A 26,728-nucleotide genomic window follows, 5' to 3' on the forward strand; every position below is an offset into this window, starting at 1 on the left:
TGACCGATGGCTCAGCGCTTGCGCTGCACGAACAGGTTGCGCCGGGCGTCTTCCGCGTAGGCAAAGGTCACGGCGCCTTTGACGACCTTGCCCATCACCAGCATGTTGTCGGTGACGGCGTCCTTGTCTTCCAGGGTGAACGGGCGTTCGTAGGTGGCGACGACGCCGTAGTAGGTGCGCTGGATGTTTTCCAGCGCAGCCTTCATGGCGGGGCCGCCGAACTGGCCGTTGCGGATGCCGAACATCGCGTAGGTGAGCAGGTAGGTGGTGTCGTAGGCCTGGGCGGCGGCCATGGGCACGGCCATCTTCTGGTTGAACTTGCGCGCGTAGTTGGCCAGGAAGGAGGCGCGCCGCTCGTTGCTGGGTTCGGCGATGAACGTCTGCGCCATCAGCGCGCCTTCGCTGGCCTGCGGTGCGCCATTGATGAAGAACGGGAACGACAGCGGCCAGGCGCCCACCTGCGGCACGTCCCAGCCCAGTTCTTTGCGGCCGTTGGCGATGGTGGCGTTCTCTGGGCCCACGGTGTAGCTGAACACCACATTGGCACCGGCGGCGCGCGCTGCGGCCAGTTCGGTCTTCAGATCCTTCACGCCCAGGCCAAAGCGGGCCACGTGCACCGGCTTGAGGTTCCTCGCAGCGAGTGCGGCTTCCACGTCCTTCAGGCCGGCCTCGCCGTAGCCGGTGGTGTCGGCAAAGATGGCCACGCGCGTCCAGCCGCGGCGCACCAGGTCCTGCACCACGAAGGGCGCCTGGATGGCGTCGCGTGCCGAGGTGCGGAAGATGTAGCTTTCGGGCGCCGGGTACTTCGCCGTCACCGGCGTGCCGGTGGAGCAGGGGACGATCAGCGGCAACCGGTTCTTCTGGAACACGTCCAGGGACTTGAGCGCCACCCCGGTATTGCAGAAGCCGATGGTGGCGATGACGCCGTCGCGCACCAGTTGCTCCGACTCGCGCAGGCCGGTGTCAGGGTCACCGCGGTCGTCCTTGATGACGAGTTCCAGCGGCCTGCCGAGGTAGCCGCCGACGGCGTTGATCTCCTCCACCGCGAGCCGGATGCCGTTGAGCATGGGCTGCCCGAAATCGGAGGATGGACCGGTGAAGGGCCCGATGACGCCGACCTTGACGGGCGCGGCGCCCTGGGCCTGGGCGGCGAGGGGGCTGAGCAGAAGGCCGGCCAGCGCGGCAGCGGCCAGCAGGGGGCGGGGCAACCATGACATTCGCGTCTCCAGGGTGACAAATGGCGCGAACTGTGCCGAGGTGCTGCTCCGGGCTGCATGCGGGTTTGCCCCGCTCGGGATTTCTGAACGGTGACCGCTCGATGACGGGCGGCGCGCGCCGCCCTTGGCGTCAGGATTTTGTCAGCCTGGCCGCTGGTGAACCGGCGTCTCAGCCGGCCAGTGCCGCCTTCACCGCCGCCGAGACTTGCGCCATGTCGGCCTTGCCGGCCAGGCGCGTTTTCACCGCACCCATGACCTTGCCCATGTCGCCCGGCCCAACCGAACGACCCAGTTCTGCGCCCAGTTCGGCCACGATGGCTTTCACCTCCACCGCCACCGCCTCGGCCGACAGGCGCTCGGGCAGGTAGGCCTGCAGCACGGTCAGCTCGGCCGCCTCCTTGGCCGCCAGATCCGGGCGGTTGCCTTGTTCAAATGCGGCGATCGAGTCCTTGCGCTGCTTGACCATCTTGTCGATCACGCCCACCACGGCGGCGTCGTCGAGTTCGATGCGCTCGTCCACTTCCTTTTGCTTGATGGCCGCCGTGAGCAGGCGGATGGTGGCCAGGCGTTCGGTGTCCTTGGCGCGCATGGCGGCCTTCATGTCGTCGGTGATGCGGGCTTTGAGGCTCATGGTCGGGTCCTGCGGTGAGGAGGAAACGGAATTGAAAACGAAAAAGCCCGCGCAAGCGTCCTTGGGCGGGCTTTGTGTCGGCCAGCTGGGGCCGAGGCGTTCAGTACAGCTTCTTGGGCAGCTGCATCGAGCGCACGCGCTTGAAGTGGCGCTTCACGGCGGCAGCCTTCTTGCGCTTGCGTTCGGCGGTGGGCTTCTCGTAGAACTCGCGGGCGCGAAGGTCGGTCAGCAGGCCGAGCTTTTCAATGGTGCGCTTGAAGCGACGCAGAGCCACGTCGAACGGCTCGTTGTCTTTGACACGGATGGTGGTCATGTATCGGTCGATTCCAGAATGTGCGGCCAGAGGAAGTCGGGTAGATCAGGCCCGGGCTTCTTGGCTGCGATAGGTCCCGTCAAAAACTAGTATTGGCCGACGGGAATTTGCCAGCAAAGCCCGCGATTATAGCCACTTCGCAACGGTTGGCTACCCGAGGGGCCCCTCAGATGGCCTGGGCGCAGGCATGGGCCGATGCCCAGGCCCACTGGAAGTTGTAACCGCCGAGCCAGCCGGTCACGTCGACCACCTCGCCGATGAAATACAACCCGGGCTGACGCGATTCCAGCGTCTGCTGCGAAAGCTCGCGCGTGTCCACCCCGCCGCGCATCACCTCGGCCTTGCGCCAGCCCTCGGTGCCGGTGGGCACCAGTTCCCAGCGCTGCAACTGCCCGGCCAAGCGGGCCAGGGCCTTGTCGGCGGTTTCCATCACCGGGCGCTGCCAGTCGGCATCCCGGGCCGTCCAGGCGTCGGCCAGTCGGGACGGCACCCAGCGTGCCAGTTCGTTGGCCAGGCGCTTGTGCGAATGGCGCTTGGCCTCGGCCAGTGCATCGGCCAGGGCGGCGCCGGGCGCCAGGTCGACGCGCAGTGGCGTGCCGGGCAGCCAATAGCTGGAGATCTGCAGCACCGCCGGGCCCGACAGGCCGCGGTGGGTGAACAGCAGGTCCTCGTCGAAGGCCATGCGGGCCTTCTTCTCACCAGTCTCGATGCGCACCGGCAGCGCCAGGCCGGCCAGTTCGGCGTAGGGTGCCCAGCCGGCGCCGTCAAAGGTGAGCGGCACCAGCGCGGGACGCGGGTCGACCACGCGCAGCCCGAACTGCGCGGCCAGGCGCAGGCCGAAATCGCTGGCGCCGATCTGCGGGATCGGCAGACCGCCCGTGGCCACCACCAGCTTTGGCGCACGCACCGGGCCGCGATCGGTGTCGAGCTCGTACGCGCCGTCGCCGCCCTGGCGAACGCCCGCGACGGCGCAAGGCTGCCAACGGGTCACGCCACCGGCCTCGCATTCGCGCAGCAGCACCTGGATCAGGTCGTCGGCCGATCGGTCGCAGAACAGCTGGCCCTTGTGCTTCTCGTGCCAGGCGATGCCGTGGCGATCGACCAGGGCGATGAAGTCGGCTGGCGTGTAGCGCGACAGCGCCGAGCGGCAGAAGTTCGGGTTCTCGCCCACGAAGTGTTTCTGCGGCGCCCGCGGATCCAGGTCGCGGTTGGTGAAGTTGGCGCGTCCGCCGCCGGATATGCGGATCTTCTCGGCCACCTTGGCGCTGTGGTCGATGAGCAGCACCCGCCGGCCGCGCTGGCCCGCGATGCCGGCGCAGAACAGGCCGGCGGCGCCGGCCCCGACGACGATGACGTCCCAGGCGGTATCGGTCATGCCGGGTCAGCCCTTCCAGGTGAACGGGAAGGCCAGTTGCCGCAGGAAGCCCTTGGGCACGTAGTCGCCCAGCACGCCATACCGCTCGGGCCAGACCTTCGGGCTGTTGACGGCGGTGCCGAACAGGTGGTCGAGGAAGGCGAAGTGCGCGGCGTAGTTGCGATCCAGTGCTTCCTGGTCCTGGCTGTGGTGCCAGTGGTGGAAGTTGGGCGTGACGATCAGGTAGCGCAGCGGGCCCAGGCGCACGCTCACGTTGGCGTGGTTGAACACCGCCTGGAAGCCCACCACGATGATGTAGGCGTCGATCACCTCCTTGGAGAAGCCGAGCAGGAAGATCGGCCCCAGCACCAGGGTGCGCGTGATCAAGGTCTCGAGGACGTGCTGGCGCGAGCCGGCCATCCAGTCCATGTGTTTCGAGCTGTGGTGCACGGCGTGCAGCCGCCACAGCAGCGGCACCTGGTGGTAGGCACGGTGCGTCCAGTACTGCGCGAGGTCGGCCACCAGGATGCACAGCGGCAGGCCGGCCCAGAACGGCAGGTCTGCGATCCAGCCGCGCACGCCGTCCGCGGGCACCCAGCCGAACAGGCGGTGCACCAGCAGGTTGGTGGCCAGCAGCATGAAGCCCACCAGCATGTGGTTCACGATGAAGTGGTGGAAGTCGGTCTGCCATTCGGGGCGGAACACTGGCTGGTCCTTGCGCAGCTTGAACAGCTTCTCGATGAAGATGAAGACCAGCGCCGAGCCCAGCAGGTCAAGGATGAACCAGTCCAGGCCGATGTAGGGGGTGTGGTCGGGGAAGTTCGGGTCCACCTCCACCGCGTGGCCGCCCAGCAGCGCACTTAGCAGCACGAGGGCAAAGGCCGCGCCTGCGAGCCACGGCGCGCGCCGGAACACCAGGTTGGCCAGGCTCAGCGCACCCGCGAGCACCAGCGACCAGAACAGGATCTGGCGCATCAGCGACACGTCGTACTGGCGGCGCAGCTCGGGCGTGGTGAGGTACTCGGGGAAGTGGAACGCCAGCACGCCCAGGAAGCACAGGATGGCCAGCGACAGGGCGATCACGCCGCTGACGAGGCCGCGCCCCGGGCGCAGCGCACCATGGCTTTCGGCGAATCGGTTGAGTTTGTCGAGCATGCGGCCTCCGGGCTGGGGCCGCAGTGTAGAGGTGCCGGTGCCTGGGTGCGCCCCGCTTCAGGCGGCGCGCACCGATGGTGCGGCCGCGGCCAGCGACCGCAGGCCCCGCAGCACGTCGCCGACCACGATCACCGCCGGGCTGCCCAGGCCTTCGCGTTCGATGCAGGCACGCAGGTCGCCCAGCGTGCTCACGGTGTGGCGTTGTTCGGGCAGCGTGGCGTGCTGGATCACCGCGAGCGGGGTGTGCGCGGGCAGGCCGGCCAGCAGGCCTTGCTCGATGTGGGCCGCGCCGCTCACGCCCATGTAGATCACCAGGGTGAGTTTCGCGTCGCGCGCGGTGGCAGCCAGCGTGGGCCAGTCGGTGCCAGCGTCGCCAGGCTTGGCGTGGCCGGTGATGAACACCACGCCGTGCGCGTGGTCGCGGTGTGTGAGTGGCACCCCCAGCGCGGTGAGGCCCGCGAGGCCGGCGGTGATGCCGTTGACCACCTGCACCGCCACGCCCTCGGCGCGCAGGTGCTCCACCTCTTCGCCGCCGCGGCCGAAGATGAATGGGTCGCCGCCCTTGACGCGCACAACGATCTCGCCCTCGCGCGCGGCCATCAGCATGAGCTTGTCGATGAAGGCCTGCGGCGTGCTCTTGCAGCCGCCGCGCTTGCCGACGTGCACGATGCGCGCGCGCGGGTTGGCGTGGGCAAGCACGGCGTCGTTCACGAGGTCGTCCACCAGCAGCACGGTGGCCGCGCCGATGGCGCGCACCGCCTTGAGCGTGAGCAGCTCCGGATCGCCCGGGCCGGCGCCCACCAGGGTGACGGTGCCGGGGCGAAAGTCAGGCGTTGACGGGTTCATGGTGCTGGATCTCGGCAAGGATGCACGCGCCCTGGCGGGCGATCGGCGTGGGCAGGGGCAAGGTGCCGTCGAGCACGGCGCGGATGTAGGCGGCCGTGTTGGCGGCGTCGATCGCGGGCAGCTCGGGCAGTTGCGTGAGCGGGCCGTCCTGCGCAGCGATGCGTTCGATGCGCACGCCGTCGCGAAAGGCCTCGATGCGCGGCTGGCGGCGCGGGTCGGCGACCGGCTCGCCTTCGGTGCCGCGCAGCAGCAGCGCGTGGGCGCCGGTGAGCGCAAAGGTCTCGGCCATGCTCAGCGCGTACTCGGGGTGTGTGTAGCTGCCCACAACGAGCGCGGGCCCGGCCACCGGGTTCATGAGTTTGACCAGGCTGTGGCCCGGGTTGCGCAGACCCACGGCGCGGCGCACGTCGAGCAGGCGCTTCAAGCCGGGCAGCAGCGCGGCGGTGGGCACGTAGGCACAGGCACCGGGCGCAATGCCCGCCACGCGCGCGGCCGGCGCGATGCCCAGTGCGCCGAACACCGCCTCGGCGGTGACGCGTTTGTCCTCGGTGGCGGTGCCGTGCACCAGCACTGCTGCACCCTGGCGCGCCAGCCACAGCGCCAGCAGCGGCGTGAGCAGGGGCAGCTTGCGCGCGCCGTTGTAGCTGGGCAGCACCACCACGGGCCGCTCATGGCCGGGTACGCGCTGCAGACGCGCGTGCGTGGCGTCAAGGAAGCCGGCCATCTCTTCGGGCGTTTCGCCCTTGATGCGCATGGCCAGGCAGAAGCCGCCCAACTCGAGGTCGCTCACGGCGCCGTCGAGCACCTGACCCATCAGGTCGGCGGCCTGCGCGCGCGTGAGCGAGCGAGCGCCTTCCTTGCCGCGGCCGATTTCCTTGATGTAGTGACTGATGCCCATGATCGGCGGATTGTCTGGCAAGCCTGATGACTTGTTGTTATATGGCGGCTGCGCGACGGTTCATGCGAGGGCCGGCGCGCTGGCGCGCACCAGACGGCGCAGCTCGGGCACGCAGGAGCCGCACTGGGTGCCGCAGCGCAGGGCATCCTGCAGTTGCGCCAGACGCTGCTCGTCGCTGCCCTCGCAGCGGCTCAGACGGTCGCGGATCGCGGCGTCGCTCACGTTGAGGCAGGTGCAGACCTGTTTGCCGCGCGGCGCTTCGTCCACCGGGGCGCGTGCGCCCGGCATCAGCAGGCGTTTCGCGTAGGCCTCGGCGGGCAGTTCGTCTTGCAACAGGGGCTTGAGCCAGGCCTCGGCGCGGGTGTCGCCTGCGAGCAGAAAGCCTTCGAGCCGGGCCGGCACGCCGGGTGCGCGCAGCAGACGCGCGGCGCGCCGCTGGCCGAGGCGGCGGTCGGCGTAGCGCTGGGTGTCGGCGCGGTCGAGGCAGAGCAGGGCCTCCAGCCGGTCGATCAGCTCGGGCGCGGGCGCTTCGTGCGCGGCGGCGCGGAACAGCACGCCGGTGCGCTCGCGGCCGAAGGGCACACAGCTCGCGAACGGGAATTCGGCCATCAGCGTGCGCAATGCCTGCTGCACGGCCAGCGCGCGGTGGTCGGGCAGCCAGGCCAGGGCCAGCAGCGTCCAGGGCAGCTCGGCCTTGAGCACCTTCACCGCGGCGTGTTTCAGTTCCGGCTGCTTCGAGCCCGGGCAGAAGGCCGAGGTGGTGATGGCGTTCACGCCCGCCACCGGCTCGCCCGCGCTGCTGCGCCCGCTGAGGTATTCGCTGCCCCAGTGCATGGCGATGAAGGCCTGCGTGGGCGCGATCTGCTCGCTGGCCTGCGCGGGCAGCACCAGGCTGCCGCGTTTGCTGGTGACGTACACGAGGTCGCCGTCGCGCACGGCGAGACGGGCCATGTCCTGCGGGTGCAATTGCACCGCGGGCTCGGCCACGTGGCCGAACAGGCGGCCCAGCGTGCCAGTGCGGCTCATGCCGTGCCACTGGTCGCGCAGGCGGCCCGTGGTCAGCGAAAAGGGAAAGCGCGATTCGCGCGGCTCGGCCAGCGGCTTGTAGGGCAGAGCGGCAAAGCGGGCCTTGCCGTCGACGGTGGGGAACACGCCGTCTTCGTACAGGCGCTTGCGGCCGGTGCTTTCGCCCTCGCGCAAGGGCCATTGCTGCGGGCCTTCGTGCTCCAGCGTGGGGTAGGACAGCCCGGTTATATCGAGGTCGCGTCCGCGGGTGGATTCGCGGTGTTCGTGCCAGATGGCTTCGGGGTTCTGATAGGGGAAAAGGGTGGTCCCCGGCCGCACCGCAAATGGGGTCAGAGCCGAATTCTCGAATTCGGATCCGACCCCATTTGCTCCTCTTGCTCGTTCCAGGCGCCGCGCGAAGTCGACCACGATGCGCCAGTCGTGCCGTGCTTCGCCGGGCGGCGGCACGGCCGCGCGCACGCGGCTGATGCGGCGTTCGCTGTTGGTGACGGTGCCTTCCTTCTCGCCCCAGGTGGTGGCGGGCAGCAGCAGGTCGGCGAAGTCGCAGGTGGCGGGGGTGGCGAAAGCTTCCTGCACCACCACGAACTCGGCACGCTGCAGGGCGCGGCGCACGGTGCGCTGGTCGGGCATGGACTGGGCGGGGTTGGTGCAGGCGATCCACAGCGCCTTCACCGCGCCGTCGGCAGCGGCCTCGAACAGTTCCACCGCGGTGAGGCCGGGCTTGGCGGGCACATCGGGCACCCCCCAGAGCGCAGCCACCTCAGCGCGGTGCGCGGGGTTGGCCATGTCGCGGTGGGCCGAGAGCAGGTTGGCCAGCCCGCCGACCTCGCGCCCGCCCATGGCGTTGGGCTGGCCGGTCAGGCTGAACGGGCCGGCGCCGGGTTTGCCGATCTGGCCGGTGGCCAGGTGCAGGTTGATCAGGCTCGCGTTCTTGGCGGTGCCGCTGCTGCTTTGGTTCAGGCCCTGGCAGTAGAGGCTGAGGGTGGCGGGCGATTGCGCGAACCACCGGGCTGCGGTGAACAGGTCTTCCTTTGCCACGCCGCACAGTTGCGCCACTTGCTCCGGCGTGTGCTCGCGCACCAGCGCCTTGAGCGCATCGAAGCCGGTGGTGTGGCGCTCGATGTAGCCAGTGTCGACCCAACCCTCCCACAGCATGATGTGCAGCAGGCCGTGGAACAGTGCCACGTCGCTGCCGGGCTGCAGCGGCAGGTAGAGGTCGGCCAGGCCCGCGGTGTCGGTGCGGCGCGGGTCGGCCACGATGACCTTCATGCCGGGCCGCGCAGCCTTGGCGTCTTCGATGCGGCGAAACAGCACCGGGTGCGCCCAGGCCGCGTTGCTGCCGACGATGAACAGGCAGTCGGCGTGGTTCACGTCGTCGTAGCAGGCGGGCGGCGCGTCGGCGCCCAGCGTGAGCTTGTAGCCGGCCACCGCGCTGCTCATGCACAGGCGCGAGTTGGTGTCGATGTTGTTGGTTCCGATCAGGCCCTTGGCGAGCTTGTTGAAGACGTAGTAGTCCTCGGTAAGCAGCTGGCCGCTGATGTAGAAGCCCACGGCGTCGGGGCCGTGGCTGTTGATGACGGTGTTGAAGCGCTCCGCGGCGAGCGTGAGCGCGCTGTCCCAGTCGGTGCGGGCTGGCGCGGCGCCGCGCGCGGGGCGCAGCATCGGGTGCAGCAATCGCGCCTGCAGGGTCACCGGCGCGGCGGCCGTGAGGTGCAGGGTCTGCCCCTTGCTGCACAGTCGGCCGAAGTTGGCAGGGTGCTGCGGGTCGCCGCGCACGCCGGTGATCTGCGCGCCGTCGCTTTCGATGATGACCCCGCAGCCCACGCCGCAGTAGGGGCAGGTGGAGCGGGTGTCGGTCATACCGCCGCGCGCCGCGTCTGCGGGCCGGCCACCGGGCGCGTGTGTTCGGTGGCGTGGGTGGCCAGTTCGTGCGCGTCCAGGTGCACCACGCCGTCCACCACCTGAACCGCGAAGCGCGGCGTGCAGCCCTCGTCGGGCGCCTGTGCGCAGCCGTCTTGCAGGCCGATGGTCCAGTTGTGCAGCGGGCAGGCCACGCGGTTGTCGAACACGATGCCCTGGCTCAGCGGTCCGCCCTTGTGCGGGCAGCGGTCGAGCAAGGCGAACACGTCGCCGTCGGCGTTGCGAAAGATCGCCACGTCCATGCCCGTCGGTCGGCGCACGGTGCGCGAGCCCAGCACGGGGATGTCGTCGACGCGGCAGATCGGCGTCCAGTTCGGGTTGATGGCGCTCATGCTGCGCTCCCCTCGTTGGCCAGCGCCACGGGCTGGATCGGAACGAACTGGCGCGTGTCCACCGCGGCCTTCTGGTGCTCGAACCAGGGGTCGGGTTCGCCATCGAGCGCGAACTGCAGTTGTGCCCACAGCGCCTTGCGGCCTTCGGCGTCGTCGACGATGCGCTTCTTCACGTAGTCCAGCCCCACGCGGCCCACGTAGTGCACGGTGCGCTCGAGGTACCAGCCTTCCAGGCGGTAGAGCTGCATGAAGGCGCCGGTGTACTCCAGCACCTCCTCGGCGGTCTTCAGTTTCACCAGGAACTCGGCCACCTCGGTCTTGATGCCGCCGTTGCCGGCGATGTACATCTCCCAGCCCGAATCGACGCCGATGATCCCGACGTCCTTGATGCCCGCTTCGGCGCAGTTGCGCGGGCAGCCACTCACCGCGAACTTCACCTTGTGCGGCGCGTACATGCGCCACATGGCGCGCTCGAGGTCCTTGCCCATCTGGGTGCTGTCCTGCGTGCCCATGCGGCACCACTCGCTGCCGACGCAGGTTTTCACCGTGCGCAGGGCCTTGGCATAGGCGTGGCCGCTGGGCATGGCGAGGTCGCGCCACACCGACTGCAGGTCTTCCTTCTTCACGCCCAGCAGGTCGATGCGCTGGCCGCCCGTGACCTTGACGGTGGGAATCTGGTACTTGTCCACCACGTCGGCGATGCGGCGCAGCTCGGCCGCGTTCGTCTCGCCGCCCCACATGCGCGGGATCACGCTGTAGGTGCCGTCTTTCTGGATGTTGGCGTGGCTGCGCTCGTTGATGAAGCGGCTCTGCGGATCGTCCTTCGCCTCTTTGGGCCAGGTGCTGATGAGGTAGTAGTTCACCGCGGGGCGGCAGGTGGCGCAGCCGTTGGGCGTGCGCCAGCCCATGCCTGCGAACACCGCGCCGGTGCTCAGGTACTTCTGCTCGCGGATCGCGTCGCGCACCGCCTGGTGGCCGTGGTCGGTGCAGCCGCAGATGGGCTTGAGCCGGGGGGTGGCCGAGTAGTCGCCGCCCGCGGTGAACATGAGGATCTGCTCCACCAGGCCGGTGCACGAGCCGCAGCTGGCGCTGGCCTTGGTGTGCTTGCGCACCTCATCCAGCGTGAACAGGCCCTTGTCCTTGATGGCCTTGCAGATGGCGCCCTTGTTCACGCCGTTGCAGCCGCAGACCTCTGCGTCGTCGGGCATGCTGGCGGCCTTGCTGTGGCCCTCATGCCCTGTATCGCCGATGTTCGATTCGCCGAACATCAGCTTGTCGCGGATATCGGCCACGCTGCGGCCTTCGCGCAGCAGCTTGAAGTACCAGCTGCCGTCCACCGTGTCGCCGTACAGGCAGGCGCCCACCAGCTTGTCGTCCTGGATGACGAGCTTCTTGTAGACGCCGCCCGCGGGATCGCTCATCACGATCTCTTCGGTGTTGTCGCCGCCCATGAAGTTGCCGGCCGAGAACAGGTCGATGCCGGTGACCTTGAGTTTGGTCGACGTGAGCGAGCCGCTGTAGCGGCCGATGCCGAACTCGGCCAGGTGCGTGGCCAGCACCTTGCCTTGCTCGAACAGCGGCGCCACCAGGCCATAGGCGATGCCGCGGTGCGCCGCACATTCGCCCACCGCGTAGATGCGCGGATCGGTCACGGTCTGCAAGGTGTCGCTCACCACGATGCCGCGGTTCACGTGCAGCTTCATGGCCTCGGCCAGCGCGGTGTTCGGGCGGATGCCCACGGCCATCACCACCAAGTCGGCGGGCACCTCGGTGCCGTCCTTGAAGCGCACCGCTTTCACGCGCCCGTCTTCCCCGCCGACGAGCTCCTGTGTCTGCGCGCCGATGAGGAAATTCATGCCGCGAGCCTGCAGCGACTGCTGCAGCAACTTGCCAGCCACGTCGTCGAGCTGGCGCTCCATGAGCCAGGGCGCCACATGCACCACGCTCACGCTCATGCCGCGCTTCATCAGGCCGTTGGCGGCCTCCAGGCCCAGCAGGCCGCCCCCGATGACGACCGCGTGTTTGTACTTCGCGGCCGCGTCGATCATGGCCTGCGTGTCGGCGATGTCGCGGTAGGCCAGCACGCCTGCCAAGTCCTTGCCCGGGATCGGCAGGATGAAGGGGTTGGAGCCGGTGGCCATGATGAGCCGGTCGTAGGGCGCGCTGATCGTCTCACCCAGCGCATTCGTGGCGTGCACCAGGCGCTTCGCACGGTCCACCGACGTGACCTGCCAGCCCGCGTGCAGCGTGATCGCGTTGTCGCGGTACCAGGCCCAGTCGTTGAGCACGATCTCGTCCAGCGTCTGCTCGCCCGCGAGCACCGGCGAGAGCAGGATGCGGTTGTAGTTGGGGTGTGGCTCGGCGCCGAAGACAGTGATGTCGTAGAGGTCGGGCGCGATCTTGAGCAGTTCCTCCAGCGTGCGCACCCCGGCCATGCCGTTGCCCACCATCACGAGTTTCAATTTCTGTCGCGGATTGACGCGCATGTCCATGGCGTTCTCCTCAGGCGGCTTTTTCCACGTGGCCTTGCCGCGTGTAGAGGAAATCGATCACCGCCTTGCGGCACTGCTGGTAGCGCGGGTCGTCGGCCAGGGCCACGCGATGGCGCGGGCGCGGCAGGTCCACGCGCAGCACCTCGCCGATGGTGGCGGCCGGGCCGTTGGTCATCATGACGATGCGGTCGGCCAGCAGCACGGCCTCGTCCACGTCGTGCGTCACCATCACCACGGTGGCCTGTGTGGTGGCCACGATCTCCAGCAGTTCGTCCTGCAGCCGGGCGCGGGTGAGCGCGTCGAGCGCGCCGAAAGGCTCATCCATCAGCAGCACCTTGGGCTCCATGCTCAGTGCACGTGCAATGCCCACGCGCTGCTTCATGCCGCCTGAGATCTCGCCGGGGCGCTTGCTGGCCGCGTGCGACAGGCCCACCAGCGCCAGCGCGGCATCGGTGCGGGCCTTGAGCTGAGCCCGTTTCTCGGTGGCGCCGAACACGCGCTCCACCGCCAGGTACACGTTCTCGAAGCAGGTGAGCCAGGGCAGCAGCGAATGGTTCTGGAACACCACCGCGCGCTCGGGGCCGGGGCCGTCGATCTCGCGGTCGGCGCACAGCAGCACGCCGCTGGTGGGCGTGGTGAGGCCGGCAATGAGGTTGAGCAGCGTGGACTTGCCGCAACCCGAGTGACCGATGAGGGCGACGAACTCGCCCTTGGCGACGGTGAGGTGAATGTCGCGCAGTGCGGGGAACAGGCCCTTTTGCGTCTTGAAGGTCTGCGCGACGCCCTGGATCTCGATGTACTTGCTGTCGTCGGCGCTCATGACTTGACGTCCTCGTAGGTGAAGGCGGTGGCCAGTTTGATGAGCGCGAACTCCAGCACCAGGCCCACGAGGCCGATGGTGAAGATCGCGATGATGATGTGGGCAACGTTGAGGTTGTTCCACTCGTCCCACACCCAGAAGCCGATGCCGACGCCGCCGGTGAGCATCTCGGCCGCCACGATGACGAGCCACGCGGTACCGACCGCCAGGCGCACGCCGGTGAGCATGTACGGCAGCACGGCCGGCAGCAGGATCCGGGTGACGATCTTCCATTCGCTCAGGTTGAGCACGCGCGCCACGTTCATGTAATCCTGCGGCACACGCTGCACGCCCACCGCGGTGTTGATGATCATGGGCCAGATGGAGCAGATGAAGATGGTCCAGATGGCGGCCGGGTTGGCGCCCTTGAACACCAGCAGGCCGATGGGCAGCCAGGCCAGCGGCGAGACCGGGCGCAGCAGGCTGATGAGCGGGTTGAACATGCGCGAGAGGAAGCTGAAGCGCCCGATGGCAAAGCCCACCGGAATGCCCACCAGCGCGGCCATGCCGAAGCCCATGCCCACGCGCTGCAGGGAGGACAGCACGTTCCAGCCGATACCCTGGTCGTTGGGGCCGTTGGAATAGAACGGGTCGCTGAACAGCTTGACCGCGGCCTCCCAGGTCACGGCGGGCGAGGGGATGCCGCTGTCGGCGGACTTGGCGATCATTCCCCACAACAGCACCAGCAGGCCGAGGCCCAGAGCGGGCGGGACAACCCGCAGCCAGAAGGCCTTCCAGTCGATGGGCATGCGGGTGTGGGCGTTGGCCTCCGGCGCGGCTGCGGGCAGGGGTTCGGGGGCGTGGGCCGCCACCGCGGGTTTGCGGGCGGGCGGGTTCACCGGATCGGGCACCGCGAGCGGTGAATGAAAAACAGCGCTGACCATGGCGTTCTCCTCAGACCTGGACCTTGAAGCCGTCGGCATACGCCTTGGGGTTCTTGCCGTCCCACACCACGCCGTCGATGAGCTTGCTGCTGCGCATCGTCTCCTTGGGCACATTGACCTTGGCGGCGGCGGCGCCTTGTTTGTAGAGGTCGATCTTGTTGATCTGCTGCGCCACGGCCAGGTAGTCGGGATGGTCTTTCAGCAGGCCCCAGCGCTTGTGCTGCGTGAGGAACCACATGCCGTCGGACAGGTAGGGGAAGTTCACCGCGCCGTCATTGAAGAACTTCATGTGGTTGGGGTCGTCCCAGGTCTTGCCCAGCCCGTTCTGGTAGCGGCCCAGGATGCGCTGGTTGATGGCGTCCACGCTGGTGTTCACATAGGCGCGGTCGGCCACGGTCTCGGCCATCTTCAGCTTGTTCTGCAGGCCAGCGTCGATCCACTTGCCGGCTTCCAGGATGGCGGCCACCACCGCGCGGCAGGTGTTGGGGTACTTCTGCGCGAACTCGCCCGTGGTGCCCAGTGCCTTTTCGGGGTGGTCCTTCCAGATGTCCTGCGTGGTGACGGCGGTGATGCCGATGTTGTCCATGATGGCGCGGTGGTTCCAGGGCTCGCCCACGCAGAAGCCGTCCATGTTGCCCACGCGCATGTTGGCCACCATCTGCGGTGGCGGCACGGTGATGATCTTGCTGTCCTTCAGGGGCTGGATGCCGGCCGACGCCAGCCAGTAGTACAGCCACATGGCGTGCGTGCCGGTGGGGAAGGTCTGGGCGAAGGTGTATTCGCGCTTTTCGGTGGCCATCAGCCTGGCCAGGCTGGCGGCGTCCACCGCGCCTTTGTCGGCGAGCTTTTTCGACAGCGTGATGGCCTGGCCGTTGTGGTTCAGGTTCATCAGGACCGCCATGTCCTTCTTCGGGCCGGCGGTGCCCAGATGCACGCCGTAGATCAGGCCCCATAGCACGTGCGCCATGTCCAGCTCGCCGTTGACGAGCTTGTCACGCACGCCTGGCCAGCTCGCTTCCTTGGTGGGAATGATCTTCACGCCGTACTTCTGGTCGATGCCCAGCACCGAGGCCATGACGACGCTCGCGCAGTCGGTCAGCGGTATGAAACCGATCTTCACTTCCTTCTTCTCGGGCGCGTCGGAGCCGGCGGCGAACACGGGCAGGTGGCCCAGGCTGGCGAAGAGGGCGGCGCTTGCGGCGCCTTGCTTGATCAGCTCGCGCCGGGTGGGTTGGGCGGCGGAAGGGCTCGTGGGCGTGTGCGCTGCGGTCATGGGTCCAGCTCCTGCGTTGAATGAAGATTCCACAGCCCCAAAACACAACGGCGCCCATTTCCGTTCCCGCGAGGCGCGGGTGGGAAATGGACGCCGTTGTCCGTGTCTGGGGAGACTTGCCGGAAACCGACCGCCGTTGGCCGCTCTCCGTCTGATGTGATCAATGCAGGGACCGTGCCAGCCCGCGCTGTGTTCGCAAGTGGTTGATTTGCTTGCCGCGCGCTGCGAGCCGGGCGCTTGCTTGGTGCGCGCGAACCCTTGTTGTGCACCGCAGCAGTGCACTCAGCGCGGCGGCAGCACCGCGGCCATCGAGAGCACCGCCTCGGCCACGTCCACCAGGCGCCGGTTCTGGTTCATGGCCATCTGGCGCAGCGCCTTGTGCGCATCGGCCTCGCTCAGGTGGCGGTGCGCCATCAACAAGCCCTTGGCGCGTTCGATGAGCCGGCGCTCGTTGAGGCTGGCGCGCACGGCCTCGAGTTCATCCCCCATCGCCTGCAGCCGGCGTGCCTGGTCGTTGACGAGTTCAAGCACCGAGCGCTCCAGGGGCAAGCCGAAGCCCTGGGTGGTGACCGGCGCGGGGTGCGGGTCGGCAGGAGCCAGGTAGAACGCCAGCGGATCGGGTGCCGGATGCGCGGCGAGCGCGCCGAATGTGGCGAGTTCGGCCTGGGCGTGTGCGATCTTTTCGCTGCACAGATCGCGCAGGTCGGCGGTGAGGCGGTCTTCCACGCCCTTCATGCCGTCGATGCGCGCGCTGCAGGTGTCGAACCAGGTCTGGCTGAGCTCGGGCCTGAGGGCGGCACCGTGCGCCGCGGTGCACAGCACGCGGCGCAGGCGCTCCAGTTCGGCCAGCGTGCCGCCGGCGTGCGGCGCGGTGAGCATGGCGCGGGTCTCGGGCGGCGCGAAGGCGCCGAACACCTCCAGGCAACGATCCTGCGATTCGATGAGGTGCAGCAGGCGTTGCTGCTCGGCCGCATCGGCCTGGCCGCGCGCGAACAGGGCCGCGCCCAGTGCGCGCTCCTGCCCCGCGAACTCCTTGCCCTGCATGAAATTGAACTGCGCCACCAGCCGGCGCGAGACCTCGGGGTCGGTGGCGCTGTCGGCGGCCTCGAACACCACGGCCAGCAGCGCGGCGATGAGGCGCACGTAGGCCTCGGTGGCGCGCGCGGTATTCCATTCACCGCCGCACAGGCGTTCGCGCAGGGGCTCCAGGCCGTCCAGCCCTTGAAGCACATAGGCGATTCGGCTGAACAGGCGCGCGCCGTGGCCAGCCTGTGCGGCGCTGGCGTCCAGCCGCTCGAACTGCGCGCGCCATTCGGCCTCGACCTGCCGCGAGGCACCCAGCTGGGCACCCCGCGCCTCGTTGAAGCGCGTGCCCTGCGACGCCAGCACCATGTTGGTCAGCCCGCGCTCGCGCTGCAGGCTGTGCACCAGCCGCGCGGTCACGTCCACCAGCGTGGCGGTGAACGCCAGTCGCTGCAGGCCATCGATCTCGCAGCGCTTGGCGGCCAGCAGAAAGTCCAGGCCCGTTTTCATTCCTCGTCCACCCCATGCCTCATCACCCCCTCACGTGAGCAACAAGCGTGCCGCGCTTAAACTCCCGCCCCTCATGCGAATCCTGGGTATCGAATCCTCCTGCGACGAAACCGGCGTGGCCCTGGTGGATGCCAGTGGCCACGGCGTGCCGCGTCTGCTGGGTCACGCGCTGCACAGCCAGATCGACATGCACCAGGCCTATGGCGGTGTGGTGCCCGAGCTGGCCAGCCGCGACCACATCCGCCGCGTGCTGCCGCTCACCGACGCGGTGCTGGCGCAGGCCGGCCTGGGGCTGGACGCGATCGATGCAGTGGCCTGCACGCGTGGCCCCGGTCTGGCCGGGGCGTTGTTGGTGGGCACCGGCGTGGCGCACGCGCTCGGCGTGGCGCTGGGCAAGCCGGTGATCGGCGTGCATCACCTCGAAGGGCACTTGTTGTCGCCCTTCCTGAGTGCGGACCCGCCCGAGTTCCCGTTCGTGGCCTTGCTCGTGTCGGGTGGCCACACGCAGCTGATGCGGGTGGACGGGGTGGGGCGCTACGAACTCCTGGGTGAGACCATCGATGACGCGGCCGGCGAAGCCTTCGACAAGTCCGCCAAGCTGCTGGGCCTGGGCTACCCGGGCGGGCCGGCACTGGCTCGGCTGGCGGAGCAGGGCAGCGACATCGCCTACAAGTTTCCGCGCCCGCTGTTGCACAGCGGTGATCTCGATTTCTCTTTTGCCGGCCTCAAGACGGCGGTGCTCACGCAGGTGAAGCGTCTCGCACATGCGGCGCCCGAGGGCCCGGCCACCACCCACCTGGCCGACCCACTGACACCGCAGGAAAAAGCCGACGTGGCCGCCAGCGTGCAGGCCGCCATCGTGGACGTGCTGGTGAAGAAGTCGCTCGCCGCGATCGAAAGCACCGGCCTGCGCCGGCTTGTGGTGGCAGGCGGCGTGGGCGCGAACGCACGCTTGCGTGCCCAATTGAACGCGCAAGCCACGCGGCGCGGCTTGCGCGTGCACTACCCCGAGCTGGCCCTGTGCACCGACAACGGCGCCATGATCGCCCTGGCCGCCGGGCTGCGCGCCCAGGCCGGTTTGCTCGGGCAAACCGGGCCGGCGGGCCGTTTCGACGTCGCGCCGCGGTGGCCGCTGGCCAACCTGTCGCCGGCGGTGTGACACCGCATTGCATGCCGATCAGAGGTCGAAAGCTCGCAATAATTATGAATTAAAGTCTCGATCTGTCGCGCATGCGACAAATCGACAGGGCGCCCCATCGTGCGCCCGAGGTTTCACCACGGAGTTGTCCATGTTTCCCGTTTCCCGTCGCCGCGGCCTGGCCGCGCTGGGCGCCGCCCTGCTGTCCGTTTCCGCCGTGCCGCTGGCATTGGCCCAGTCTGCCCCGTCGGCGCCGCGTGGCGAGCCGATCCGCATCGCCATGATCGAAGGGCTTTCGGGCCCGTTTGCCAACACCGGCGAGGCGGTGTACCGAAACCTGTTGTGGGCGGCCGAGCGCGTGAACGCGCGGGGCGGCGTCAAGCTGCCCGGTGGCGCGCGTCCGCTGCAGATTGAACGCTTCGACAGCAAAGGGCAGACCGAGGAGGCGCTGTCCTCGCTGCGACTGGCGGTCGATCGGGGCATTGCGATCGTGGCCCAGGGCAACTCGTCGGCCGCGGCCAGTGCGCTGATCGAGGCGATCAACAAGCACAACGAGCGCGAGCCACAGCGCCGCCAGCTCTTCCTCAACTACTCCGCGGTGGACCCGTCGCTCACCAACGAGAAATGCAGCTTCTGGCATTTCCGCTTCGATGCCCACGCCGACATGCGCATGAGCGCGCTCATGGGCGTGCTTCGCGAAGACAAGGACTTGAAACGCATCTACCTGATCGGCCAGGACTACAGCTTCGGCCAGGGTGTGCTGCGCGAGGCGCGGCGTCAGCTGGGCGCGCAGCGGCCCGACGTGCAGATCGTGGGTGACGAGCTGCACCCGATTGGCCGCGTGAAGGACTTCCTCCCGTACGCCACCAAGATCAAAACCAGCGGCGCGCAGGCCGTGCTCACCGGCAACTGGGGCAACGACCTTACGTTGCTGGTGAAGGCTGCCCGCGATGTCGGCTTCGAGGGCCGCTTCTACACCTTCTACGGCAACGCGCTGGGCGCACCCGCGGCCATCGGCGAGGCCGGCGTGGGCAAGGTGGTCGCCGTGGCCGACTGGTTCCCGAACGTACCCAACGCCGACAGCGAGACCTTCTATCGCAGCTTTCGCGAGCGCTTTCCCAAACCCGAAGACGATTACGTGCACATGCGCATGCAGCTCATGATCGAAGCGCTGGCGCAGGCCATCGAGCGCGCGGGCAAGGTGGAGGCGGGCGCGATTGCTGCCGCGCTGGCGCAGGCCGACGTGTCGCTGGCCGGTCAGCGCGGGCGCATGCGCGAGGGCGATCACCAGTTCCAGCAGAACCTGGCCGTGGCCGTGATGGAGCGCCAGGGCGCGCCTGGCGTGAAGTTCGATGTCGAAGGCTCGGGCTACGGTTTCCGGGTGATCCGCAACCTCGCGCCGCAGCAGGCCGAGATGCCGCACACCTGTACGATGGGCCGTCCCTGACAACGACGGAGAGCGGTAATGCGTGAGGTGGTGGCGGGCCTGCAGGGCTCGCGGATTCGGGAGGTGGCCAATGAGGGCATCGGCCGCGAGGGCGTGCTGGCGTTCTGGTTCGGCGAGAGCGACGAGGTGACGCCCGAGCCGATCCGCGCCGCAGCGATCGCTTCGCTGCAAGCGGGCGAGACGTTCTATGCCCACAACCTGGGCCTGCCCGAGCTGCGTCAGGCCATCGCCGGCTACACCGAGCGCCTGCACCCCGGCCGCGGGGCGACGCACTGGTTTGAGCGCATCGCCGTCACATCGGGCGGCGTCAACGGCCTCATGCTGGCCGCCCAGACGCTCGTGAACGCGGGCGACGAGGTGGTGGTGCTCACGCCTGCCTGGCCCAACCTGGTGGCGCAGCCGCAGATCATGGGGGCGCGTGTGCGCACGGTGTCGCTGGTGCCGCGCGCCGGCGCCTGGACGCTCGACCTCGGCGCCCTGCGTGCTGCCATCACACCGGCCACGCGTGTGCTGATCGTCAACGCGCCGGCCAACCCGACCGGCTTCACGCTCACCGCGGTCGAGCAGCGCGCCATCCTGGCGCACTGCCGCGCCACGGGTACCTGGATCGTCGCCGACGAGGTCTACGAGCGGCTTTACTTCGAAGCCGATACCGCGAATGGTGCGGCGCCGAGCTTCCTGGACGTGGCTGAGCCCGAGGACCGCCTGATCGTGGCCCACAGCTTCTCCAAGAGCTTTCTGATGACTGGCTGGCGCCTGGGGTGGCTGGTGCTGCCGCGGGCCCTCACCGAGCCGGTGGGCAAGCTGATCGAGTTCAACACCTCGTGCGCGCCGGTGTTCGTGCAACGCGGCGCGGTGGCCGCCATCGCCCATGGCGATTCGGTCACGCCCGCCCTGGTGGCCCACCTGCGCCAATGCCGCGACTCCCTGGTGCCGCTGCTGCAGGCACTGCCGGGTGTGGCGCTGGCCACGCCGCGCGCCGGCATGTATGCCTTTTTCCAATTGCCGGGGCAGGCTGACTGCCTGAACGTTGCAAAACGACTGGTGCGCGAAGCCGGCCTCGGGTTGGCGCCGGGCAGCGCTTTCGGGGCCGAGGCCAGCGGCTGGCTGCGCTGGTGTTTTGCCAGCCGCGACACCGCACGCCTGGTCGAGGGCGTGGCGCGCCTGAAGGGCTGGCTGGCGACGGCCCGTTGAGCGGCAGCCCCCCGCCAGGCCGATTCGGCTAGAATGCCGGGTTGCCGTTGCGCTCGCAGTGGCAGTTCACGCCCGTCGCGGCAGGTCGAACCAACGGTTGGCAGTCGCTGCAGCGGGACGCAAGTTCACAGGAAACCGAAATGATTGCTCAACAAGCCAAGGCGGACGTCATTGCCGCCAATGCCCGTGCCGCCCACGACACCGGCAGCCCCGAAGTCCAGGTCGCGCTGCTGACCGCCCGGATCAACGAACTCACCCCGCACTTCAAGACGCACGCCAAGGACCACCACGGCCGTCGCGGTCTGCTGCGCATGGTGAGCCGCCGCCGCAAGCTGCTCGACTACCTCAAGGCCAAGGACGCCGACCGCTACCTGGCCCTGATCCAGAAACTGGGCCTGCGCAAGTAATTTGAGCCGGGTGTGCCCACGCAACAAGCCTGAGTTGGTTCGCTGGCTCGGGCTTTTTGCGTTCTGCGCACCGGTTCGCTGAAGTCCGGAGTTCACACACCGAGCGAAGCTGTGTCATTCCAAAGCGGTTGCGCGCTGCGCAGCGGCTCTGGAATGGCATCGTGTTCTGGGTGCGTTCTCCGGGAAGGTGCAGACCACTGCACGCCATGCCGCCCGAAGAAGCGGGCGGCGAACAGGAGATGAACCCATGAGCATGTTCAACAAAGTCACCAAGACCTTCCAGTGGGGCCAGCACACGGTCACCATGGAAACCGGCGAAATCGCGCGCCAGTCCACCGGCGCCGTTCTGCTCGACATGGAGGGCACCGTGGTGCTGGCCACCGTCGTCGCGCGCAAGGAAGCCAAGGCCGGCCAGGATTTCTTCCCGCTGACCGTGGACTACATCGAGAAGACCTACGCCGCCGGCAAGATCCCCGGCAGCTTCTTCAAGCGCGAAGGCCGCCCGAGCGAGCTGGAGACGCTGACCAGCCGCCTGATCGACCGCCCGATCCGCCCCCTGTTTCCCGAGGGCTTCTTCAACGAAGTGCAGGTGGTCATCCACACGCTGTCGCTGAACCCCGAGGTGGATGCCGACATCGCCGCGATGATCGCGACCTCGGCCGCGCTGTCGGTCTCCGGCATCCCCTTCAACGGCCCGATCGGTGCCGCGCGCGTGGGCTACATCAACGGCCAGTACGTGCTCAACCCGGGCCAGACCGAGCGCCAGAACTCGCAGATGGATCTGGTGGTCGCCGGCACGCAGGCCGCGGTGCTGATGGTCGAATCCGAGGCCGAGCAGCTGTCCGAAGAGATCATGCTGGGCGCCGTGGTGTTCGGCCACGAGCAGGGCAACATCGCGATCAACGCCATCAACGACCTGGTGCGCGAAGCCGGCAAGCCCGAGTGGACCTGGGAAGCCCCCGCGCGCGACGAACCGCTGATCGCCAAGGTGGCCGAACTCGGCGAAGACAAGCTGCGCGCTGCCTACCAGATCCGCAACAAGCAGGCACGCACCCAGGCCTGCCGTGAGGCCTACGCCGCCGTGATGGACGGCCTCAAGGCCGCCGGCGTCGAGTTCGACAGCGTCAAGGTCGAAGGCCTGCTGTTCGATATCGAAGCGCGCATCGTGCGCGGCCAGATCCTGGCTGGCGAGCCGCGCATCGACGGCCGCGACACGCGCACCGTGCGCAACATCGAGATCCGCAACGGCGTGCTGCCGCGCACCCACGGCTCGGCGCTGTTCACGCGCGGTGAAACCCAGGCGCTGGTGATTGCCACGCTGGGCACCGACCGCGACGCGCAGAAGATCGACGCGCTGGCCGGCGAGTTTGAAGACCGCTTCATGCTCCACTACAACATGCCGCCCTTCGCCACCGGCGAAACCGGCCGCGTGGGCAGCCCCAAGCGCCGCGAGATCGGCCACGGCCGCCTGGCCAAGCGCGCCCTGGTGGCCTGCCTGCCGAGCAAGGAAGAGTTCCCCTACACCATCCGTGTGGTGTCCGAGATCACCGAGTCCAACGGTTCGTCGTCGATGGCCTCCGTCTGCGGCGGCTGCCTGGCACTGATGGACGCCGGCGTGCCGATGAAGGCGCACGTCGCCGGCATCGCCATGGGCCTCATCAAGGATGGCAACCGCTTTGCCGTGCTGACCGACATCCTGGGTGACGAAGATCATCTGGGCGACATGGACTTCAAGGTCGCCGGCACCACCAACGGCATCACCGCCCTGCAGATGGACATCAAGATCCAGGGCATCACCAAGGAAATCATGCAGGTCGCGCTGGCCCAAGCCAAAGAGGCGCGCATGCACATCCTGGGCAAGATGCAGGAAGCCATGGGCGAGGCCAAGACCGAGATCTCCAGTTTTGCGCCCAAGCTGTACACGATGAAGATCAACCCGGAGAAGATCCGCGACGTGATCGGCAAGGGCGGCGCCGTGATCCGTGCGCTGACCGAAGAAACCGGCACCCAGATCAACATCGACGAAGACGGCACCATCACCATCGCCTCCACCGATTCGGCCAAGGCCGACGAGGCAAAACGCCGCATCGAACAGATCACGGCCGAGGTGGAAGTGGGCAAGGTCTACGAAGGCCCGATCACCAAGATCCTCGACTTCGGTGCCCTGGTGAACCTGCTGCCCGGCAAGGACGGCCTGCTGCACATCAGCCAGATCGCGCACGAGCGCGTCGAGAAGGTCACCGACTACCTGTCGGAAGGCCAGATCGTGAAGGTCAAGGTGCTCGAGACCGACGAGAAGGGTCGCGTCAAGCTGTCGATGAAGGCGCTGCTCGAGCGCAACGGCGGTGGTGATCGTGGTGATCGCGCGTCCGCCGAGGCCGCTGCCCAGCAGCAGCAACAGCAGCAGCAGTAAGGTACGCGCCGACATGCCGAGCATGCAGGTTGTCGAGATCGGCGCCTACGGTGGCCCCGAGGTGTTGCGCCTGGCCGAGCGCGAACGCCCGGTGGCGAGTACAGGTGAGGTGCTGATCCGTGTCAGCGCGTCGGGCGTGAACCGCCCCGACGTGCTGCAGCGCACCGGCAACTACCCGGTGCCGCCCGGCGCGTCCGACATCCCTGGCCTCGAAGTGGCCGGTGTCATCGAATCCGGTGACGTGGCGGCCATGGCCGAGGCCGGGCTGAAGGTCGGTGATCGCGTCTGTGCGTTGGTGGCCGGTGGCGGCTACGCGCAATGGTGCGTGGCCCCCGTCGGCCAGTGCCTGCCGGTGCCGGCGGGTCTGGACGACGTGGCCGCAGCCTCGCTGCCCGAGACCTTCTTCACCGTGTGGAGCAACGTGTTCGACCGCGGTCGCCTGCAGCCCGGTGAGACCCTGCTCGTGCAGGGTGGCACCAGCGGCATCGGCGTCACCGTCATCCAGATGGCCAAGGCCATGGGCGCGGTGGTGATTGCGACCGCCGGCAGCGACGAGAAGTGCGCGGCCTGCAAGGCGCTGGGCGCTGACCACGCGATCAACTACCGCACGCAGGATTTCGTTGCCGCCGTGGCCGACATCACCGGCGGCCGTGGCGTGGACGTGATCCTCGACATGGTCGCAGGCAGCTACGTGGCACGCGAAATCGACTGTCTGGCCGAGGACGGCCGGCTGGTCATCATTGCGGTGCAGGGCGGCGTGAAGGCCGAGTTCAACGCCGGTCTGGTGCTGCGTCGTCGCCTCACCATCACCGGCTCCACGTTGCGCCCGCGCCCTGTGGCCTTCAAAGCCGCCATTGCGCGCTCGCTGCGTGAACGCGTGTGGCCGCTGTTGGCGGCGGGCACCATCAAGCCGGTGATCCACCAGGTGTTCGAGCCCGCGCAAGCGGCCGACGCCCACGCGCTCATGGAATCGAATCGCCACATCGGCAAGCTGATGCTGCGTTGGTCATGACGATGAAAAAACTCATTGCCGGCAACTGGAAGATGAATGGCGGCCTGGCCGCCAATGAGGCGTTGCTGCGCGCGCTGCTGGCACAGATCGGTTCGCCCGCCGCCGAGGTGGCGGTGTGCGCGCCGACCCCCTATCTGGCGCAGATGCAGTCCTTGCTTCACGGCACCGCCATCGCCTGGGGCGCGCAGGACGTTTCGCCGCACGAGCAGGGCGCCTACACCGGTGAGGTGTCGGTGGCCATGCTGCGCGACTTCGGTTGCCGCTTTGCCATCGTCGGCCACTCCGAGCGCCGCCAGTACCACGGCGAGACCGATGCGCTGGTGGCCGCCAAGGCCCAGCGTGCGCTTGCGGGCGGCGTCACCCCCATCGTCTGCGTGGGCGAAACACTGGCCGAGCGTGAAGCCGGCCAGACCGAGGCCGTGGTCAAACGTCAGCTCGCCGCGGTGATCCACACCGTGGCGCACTGCACGAGCGAGATCGTGGTGGCTTACGAGCCCGTGTGGGCCATCGGTACCGGCAAGACCGCCACGCCAGAGCAGGCCCAGCAGGTGCATGCGGTGTTGCGGGCGCAGATCGCTGCGGCAACCGCCCACCCCGAACGCGTGCGCATTCTCTATGGCGGCAGCATGAACGCGGCCAACGCCGCCAGCTTGCTGGCGCAGCCCGATATTGACGGCGGCCTCATCGGCGGTGCGTCGCTCAAGGCGCCCGATTTCCTGCAGATCGTCGCTGCCGCCCACTGATTCAGAACCTTCAGCAACGGCGCGCGCCGTTCGCACGAAACCCGGAGAAATCGATGAACTTCCTGTTGACCCTCCTGCTTGTGGTGCAGATCCTCGCTGCCCTGGGCATGATCGGCCTCATCCTGATGCAGCACGGCAAGGGCGCTGACGCTGGCGCGGCCTTCGGCGGCGGCGGTGCGGGCTCGGCCAGCCTGTTCGGCGCTTCGGGCGGTGCGAACTTCCTCTCGCGAACCACGGCCGTGCTCGCCGCGGTGTTTCTCGCCTGCACGCTGGGTCTGGCCTACTTCGGCAACCTGCGTGAGGCGCCGAGTTCGGGCAGCGTGCTTGAGTCCGTGCCGGCCACGCCTGCGCAGCAGATCCCTGGCGGCGTTCCCGTGCCGGCACCTGCGCCGGGCGCCGCGCCCGCTCAGGGTGCGCCCGCGCAAGGCGCGCCGGCACAGGCTCCCGCGGGTGCCGGTCAGATCCCCTCGCAGTGAATGTGAGCATCCTTGCCGCGTGCTGACGCATGCGGCGCGGGTGCCTTAAAAAAGGGTCCCGTCCACCCCGAAAGAGGGGTGCATTTCAGGGTAAACTCCCTGGGTTGTCGCGATTGCTCACTCAAGCCTCGTGAGCATGGCAACGCAGACCCAAGCCGACGTGGTGAAATTGGTAGACACGCTATCTTGAGGGGGTAGTGGCGAAAGCTGTGCGAGTTCGAGTCTCGCCGTCGGCACCAGATCGTTGAAGGCCCGGCCCGCAGGCCCGGCTTATGGAACCGACCCACGATGAGCCTAGACCAGTACCTCCCCGTGCTTCTGTTCATCCTTGTGGGTATCGCGGTAGGCGTCATCCCCCAGGTGCTTGGCTACATCCTTGGCCCCAACCTGCCGGACGCCGAGAAGAACTCCCCCTACGAGTGCGGCTTCGAAGCCTTCGAAGACGCGCGCATGAAGTTCGATGTGCGCTACTACCTGGTGGCCATCCTCTTCATCCTGTTCGATCTCGAGATCGCTTTTCTCATCCCCTGGGCGGTGGCCTTCAATGACATCGGTGTCACAGGTTTCGTGGCCGGTGTGGTTTTCCTCGCCATCCTCACCGTGGGCTTTGCCTACGAGTGGAAAAAGGGCGCCCTCGACTGGGAATGAATCTGCGCCCGCCGCGCGGGCGCGACGGAGTAGCGCATGATTGAAGGTGTCTTCAAGGAAGGTTTCGTCACCACCAGCTATGACGCGGTGGTGAACTGGGCCAAGACCGGATCGCTCTGGCCGATGACGTTCGGCCTGGCCTGCTGTGCTGTCGAGATGATGCATGCCGCGGCTGCACGCTACGACATCGGCCGCTTTGGCTCCGAGGTGTTTCGCGCCAGCCCGCGCCAGTCCGACCTCATGATCGTGGCCGGCACGCTGTGCAACAAGATGGCGCCGGCACTGCGCAAGGTCTACGACCAGATGGCCGAGCCGCGCTGGGTGCTCTCGATGGGCTCCTGCGCCAATGGCGGCGGCTACTACCACTACAGCTATTCGGTCGTGCGCGGCTGCGACCGCATCGTGCCGGTGGATGTGTACGTGCCCGGCTGCCCGCCCACCGCCGAGGCCCTGCTGTACGGAATCATCCAGTTGCAGCAGAAGATCCGCCGCACCCAGACGATCGCGCGCGCCTGAG

The 26,728-nt window shown here is 68.1% G+C and carries 24 protein-coding genes and 1 tRNA gene; 11 read left to right on the forward strand and 14 right to left on the reverse strand.

Going from position 1 to position 26,728, the window contains the following annotated elements; translation table 11 throughout:
• Window positions 1-11 precede the first annotated feature (11 nt).
• The 14 genes from M3149_RS00950 to M3149_RS01015 all read right to left on the reverse strand — a co-directional run bounded on the left by M3149_RS00950 (window position 12) and on the right by M3149_RS01015 (window position 16,733).
• Complete coding sequence (locus M3149_RS00950; RefSeq protein WP_251707460.1) at window positions 12-1,217, reverse strand: ABC transporter substrate-binding protein; 1,206 nt, start codon at window positions 1,215-1,217, stop codon at window positions 12-14.
• A 169-nt stretch (window positions 1,218-1,386) separates the two neighbouring features.
• Window positions 1,387-1,848 carry a GatB/YqeY domain-containing protein gene (locus M3149_RS00955; RefSeq protein WP_251707461.1) on the reverse strand — a complete coding sequence of 154 codons (462 nt, stop codon included), beginning with the start codon at window positions 1,846-1,848 and terminating at the stop codon, window positions 1,387-1,389.
• A 100-nt stretch (window positions 1,849-1,948) separates the two neighbouring features.
• Entirely contained in the window at window positions 1,949-2,161 is a 213-nt protein-coding gene (gene rpsU, locus M3149_RS00960) for a 30S ribosomal protein S21 (protein ID WP_009520186.1), read from the reverse strand.
• Window positions 2,162-2,327: 166 nt separating this feature from the next.
• Window positions 2,328-3,536, reverse strand: a complete 1,209-nt coding sequence (locus M3149_RS00965) for an NAD(P)/FAD-dependent oxidoreductase (RefSeq protein ID WP_251707462.1) — start codon at window positions 3,534-3,536, stop codon at window positions 2,328-2,330.
• 6 nt (window positions 3,537-3,542) lie between these two features.
• Window positions 3,543-4,670: a sterol desaturase family protein gene (locus M3149_RS00970; RefSeq protein ID WP_251707463.1), complete on the reverse strand. Its 1,128-nt coding sequence runs from the start codon at window positions 4,668-4,670 to the stop codon at window positions 3,543-3,545.
• A gap of 57 nt (window positions 4,671-4,727) precedes the next feature.
• A complete protein-coding gene (gene cobA, locus M3149_RS00975) occupies window positions 4,728-5,516 on the reverse strand; it encodes a uroporphyrinogen-III C-methyltransferase (protein ID WP_251707464.1) in 789 nt (262 codons plus the stop codon).
• Entirely contained in the window at window positions 5,497-6,414 is a 918-nt protein-coding gene (gene ybiB, locus M3149_RS00980; RefSeq protein WP_251707465.1) for a DNA-binding protein YbiB, read from the reverse strand. The genes cobA and ybiB overlap by 20 nt, the downstream gene beginning before the upstream one ends.
• 60 nt (window positions 6,415-6,474) lie before the next feature.
• Window positions 6,475-9,300, reverse strand: a complete 2,826-nt coding sequence (locus M3149_RS00985) for a nitrate reductase (protein WP_251707466.1) — start codon at window positions 9,298-9,300, stop codon at window positions 6,475-6,477.
• Complete coding sequence (nirD, locus tag M3149_RS00990; RefSeq protein ID WP_251707467.1) at window positions 9,297-9,692, reverse strand: nitrite reductase small subunit NirD; 396 nt, start codon at window positions 9,690-9,692, stop codon at window positions 9,297-9,299. Before nirD ends, M3149_RS00985 begins: the two co-directional genes overlap by 4 nt.
• Window positions 9,689-12,184 carry a nitrite reductase large subunit NirB gene (gene nirB, locus M3149_RS00995; RefSeq protein WP_251707468.1) on the reverse strand — a complete coding sequence of 832 codons (2,496 nt, stop codon included), beginning with the start codon at window positions 12,182-12,184 and terminating at the stop codon, window positions 9,689-9,691. The genes nirD and nirB overlap by 4 nt, the downstream gene beginning before the upstream one ends.
• 10 nt (window positions 12,185-12,194) lie before the next feature.
• Window positions 12,195-13,004: an ABC transporter ATP-binding protein gene (locus tag M3149_RS01000; RefSeq protein WP_251707469.1), complete on the reverse strand. Its 810-nt coding sequence runs from the start codon at window positions 13,002-13,004 to the stop codon at window positions 12,195-12,197.
• Complete coding sequence (gene ntrB, locus M3149_RS01005; protein WP_251707470.1) at window positions 13,001-13,927, reverse strand: nitrate ABC transporter permease; 927 nt, start codon at window positions 13,925-13,927, stop codon at window positions 13,001-13,003. Before ntrB ends, M3149_RS01000 begins: the two co-directional genes overlap by 4 nt.
• Window positions 13,928-13,937: 10 nt before the next feature.
• Window positions 13,938-15,200 (reverse strand): CmpA/NrtA family ABC transporter substrate-binding protein, encoded by a 1,263-nt coding sequence (locus M3149_RS01010; RefSeq protein WP_251707471.1) that lies wholly within the window; start codon window positions 15,198-15,200, stop codon window positions 13,938-13,940.
• A gap of 282 nt (window positions 15,201-15,482) precedes the next feature.
• Entirely contained in the window at window positions 15,483-16,733 is a 1,251-nt protein-coding gene (locus M3149_RS01015) for a nitrate regulatory protein (protein ID WP_251707472.1), read from the reverse strand.
• Window positions 16,734-16,806: 73 nt separating this feature from the next.
• Between M3149_RS01015 and tsaD the strand changes: the two genes are divergently transcribed.
• The 11 genes from tsaD (at window position 16,807) to M3149_RS01070 (ending at window position 26,727) form a co-directional block, all read left to right on the forward strand.
• Window positions 16,807-17,892, forward strand: coding sequence for a tRNA (adenosine(37)-N6)-threonylcarbamoyltransferase complex transferase subunit TsaD (gene tsaD / locus M3149_RS01020; RefSeq protein WP_251707473.1), 1,086 nt, complete (start codon window positions 16,807-16,809; stop codon window positions 17,890-17,892).
• Between the two features lie 130 nt (window positions 17,893-18,022).
• On the forward strand, window positions 18,023-19,318 hold the full coding sequence (locus M3149_RS01025) for a branched-chain amino acid ABC transporter substrate-binding protein (RefSeq protein ID WP_251707474.1): 1,296 nt from the start codon (window positions 18,023-18,025) through the stop codon (window positions 19,316-19,318).
• An 18-nt stretch (window positions 19,319-19,336) separates the two neighbouring features.
• Window positions 19,337-20,512, forward strand: a complete 1,176-nt coding sequence (locus M3149_RS01030; RefSeq protein WP_251707475.1) for a pyridoxal phosphate-dependent aminotransferase — start codon at window positions 19,337-19,339, stop codon at window positions 20,510-20,512.
• 140 nt (window positions 20,513-20,652) lie between these two features.
• The gene (rpsO, locus tag M3149_RS01035; RefSeq protein WP_251707476.1) at window positions 20,653-20,919 is read left to right on the forward strand and encodes a 30S ribosomal protein S15; all 267 of its coding nucleotides are present in this window, start codon (window positions 20,653-20,655) and stop codon (window positions 20,917-20,919) included.
• A 247-nt stretch (window positions 20,920-21,166) separates the two neighbouring features.
• Complete coding sequence (gene pnp, locus M3149_RS01040) at window positions 21,167-23,332, forward strand: polyribonucleotide nucleotidyltransferase (RefSeq protein ID WP_251707477.1); 2,166 nt, start codon at window positions 21,167-21,169, stop codon at window positions 23,330-23,332.
• A gap of 22 nt (window positions 23,333-23,354) precedes the next feature.
• Window positions 23,355-24,344 carry an NAD(P)H-quinone oxidoreductase gene (locus M3149_RS01045; RefSeq protein ID WP_251707478.1) on the forward strand — a complete coding sequence of 330 codons (990 nt, stop codon included), beginning with the start codon at window positions 23,355-23,357 and terminating at the stop codon, window positions 24,342-24,344.
• Window positions 24,341-25,087 (forward strand): triose-phosphate isomerase, encoded by a 747-nt coding sequence (gene tpiA / locus M3149_RS01050; protein ID WP_251707479.1) that lies wholly within the window; start codon window positions 24,341-24,343, stop codon window positions 25,085-25,087. Before M3149_RS01045 ends, tpiA begins: the two co-directional genes overlap by 4 nt.
• A gap of 53 nt (window positions 25,088-25,140) precedes the next feature.
• A complete protein-coding gene (gene secG, locus M3149_RS01055) occupies window positions 25,141-25,563 on the forward strand; it encodes a preprotein translocase subunit SecG (protein ID WP_251707480.1) in 423 nt (140 codons plus the stop codon).
• 154 nt (window positions 25,564-25,717) lie between these two features.
• Window positions 25,718-25,802: transfer RNA gene (locus tag M3149_RS01060), tRNA-Leu, on the forward strand.
• A 49-nt stretch (window positions 25,803-25,851) separates the two neighbouring features.
• Window positions 25,852-26,211 (forward strand): NADH-quinone oxidoreductase subunit A, encoded by a 360-nt coding sequence (locus tag M3149_RS01065; protein WP_251707481.1) that lies wholly within the window; start codon window positions 25,852-25,854, stop codon window positions 26,209-26,211.
• 36 nt (window positions 26,212-26,247) lie between these two features.
• Entirely contained in the window at window positions 26,248-26,727 is a 480-nt protein-coding gene (locus tag M3149_RS01070) for a NuoB/complex I 20 kDa subunit family protein (protein ID WP_009520160.1), read from the forward strand.
• Window position 26,728 lies beyond the last annotated feature (1 nt).

Origin of the sequence: Hydrogenophaga intermedia, from assembly GCF_023715105.1 — a bacterium.
Classification (GTDB): Bacteria; Pseudomonadota; Gammaproteobacteria; order Burkholderiales; family Burkholderiaceae_C; genus Hydrogenophaga; species Hydrogenophaga intermedia_A.

Coding starts and splice junctions, on each gene's coding strand:
- M3149_RS01010 (WP_251707471.1), bottom strand. CDS start 15,200: ATGACCGCAGCGCACACGCCCACGAGCCCTTCCGCCGCCCAACCCACC.
- rpsU (WP_009520186.1), bottom strand. CDS start 2,161: ATGACCACCATCCGTGTCAAAGACAACGAGCCGTTCGACGTGGCTCTG.
- M3149_RS01045 (WP_251707478.1), top strand. CDS start 23,355: ATGCAGGTTGTCGAGATCGGCGCCTACGGTGGCCCCGAGGTGTTGCGC.
- nirB (WP_251707468.1), bottom strand. CDS start 12,184: ATGGACATGCGCGTCAATCCGCGACAGAAATTGAAACTCGTGATGGTG.
- M3149_RS00955 (WP_251707461.1), bottom strand. CDS start 1,848: ATGAGCCTCAAAGCCCGCATCACCGACGACATGAAGGCCGCCATGCGC.
- M3149_RS01025 (WP_251707474.1), top strand. CDS start 18,023: ATGTTTCCCGTTTCCCGTCGCCGCGGCCTGGCCGCGCTGGGCGCCGCC.
- pnp (WP_251707477.1), top strand. CDS start 21,167: ATGAGCATGTTCAACAAAGTCACCAAGACCTTCCAGTGGGGCCAGCAC.
- tpiA (WP_251707479.1), top strand. CDS start 24,341: ATGACGATGAAAAAACTCATTGCCGGCAACTGGAAGATGAATGGCGGC.
- M3149_RS00985 (WP_251707466.1), bottom strand. CDS start 9,300: ATGACCGACACCCGCTCCACCTGCCCCTACTGCGGCGTGGGCTGCGGG.
- M3149_RS00965 (WP_251707462.1), bottom strand. CDS start 3,536: ATGACCGATACCGCCTGGGACGTCATCGTCGTCGGGGCCGGCGCCGCC.
- M3149_RS00950 (WP_251707460.1), bottom strand. CDS start 1,217: ATGTCATGGTTGCCCCGCCCCCTGCTGGCCGCTGCCGCGCTGGCCGGC.
- nirD (WP_251707467.1), bottom strand. CDS start 9,692: ATGAGCGCCATCAACCCGAACTGGACGCCGATCTGCCGCGTCGACGAC.
- M3149_RS01030 (WP_251707475.1), top strand. CDS start 19,337: ATGCGTGAGGTGGTGGCGGGCCTGCAGGGCTCGCGGATTCGGGAGGTG.
- ybiB (WP_251707465.1), bottom strand. CDS start 6,414: ATGGGCATCAGTCACTACATCAAGGAAATCGGCCGCGGCAAGGAAGGC.
- M3149_RS01015 (WP_251707472.1), bottom strand. CDS start 16,733: ATGAAAACGGGCCTGGACTTTCTGCTGGCCGCCAAGCGCTGCGAGATC.
- M3149_RS01000 (WP_251707469.1), bottom strand. CDS start 13,004: ATGAGCGCCGACGACAGCAAGTACATCGAGATCCAGGGCGTCGCGCAG.
- secG (WP_251707480.1), top strand. CDS start 25,141: ATGAACTTCCTGTTGACCCTCCTGCTTGTGGTGCAGATCCTCGCTGCC.
- M3149_RS00970 (WP_251707463.1), bottom strand. CDS start 4,670: ATGCTCGACAAACTCAACCGATTCGCCGAAAGCCATGGTGCGCTGCGC.
- ntrB (WP_251707470.1), bottom strand. CDS start 13,927: ATGGTCAGCGCTGTTTTTCATTCACCGCTCGCGGTGCCCGATCCGGTG.
- cobA (WP_251707464.1), bottom strand. CDS start 5,516: ATGAACCCGTCAACGCCTGACTTTCGCCCCGGCACCGTCACCCTGGTG.
- rpsO (WP_251707476.1), top strand. CDS start 20,653: ATGATTGCTCAACAAGCCAAGGCGGACGTCATTGCCGCCAATGCCCGT.
- M3149_RS01065 (WP_251707481.1), top strand. CDS start 25,852: ATGAGCCTAGACCAGTACCTCCCCGTGCTTCTGTTCATCCTTGTGGGT.
- tsaD (WP_251707473.1), top strand. CDS start 16,807: ATGCGAATCCTGGGTATCGAATCCTCCTGCGACGAAACCGGCGTGGCC.
- M3149_RS01070 (WP_009520160.1), top strand. CDS start 26,248: ATGATTGAAGGTGTCTTCAAGGAAGGTTTCGTCACCACCAGCTATGAC.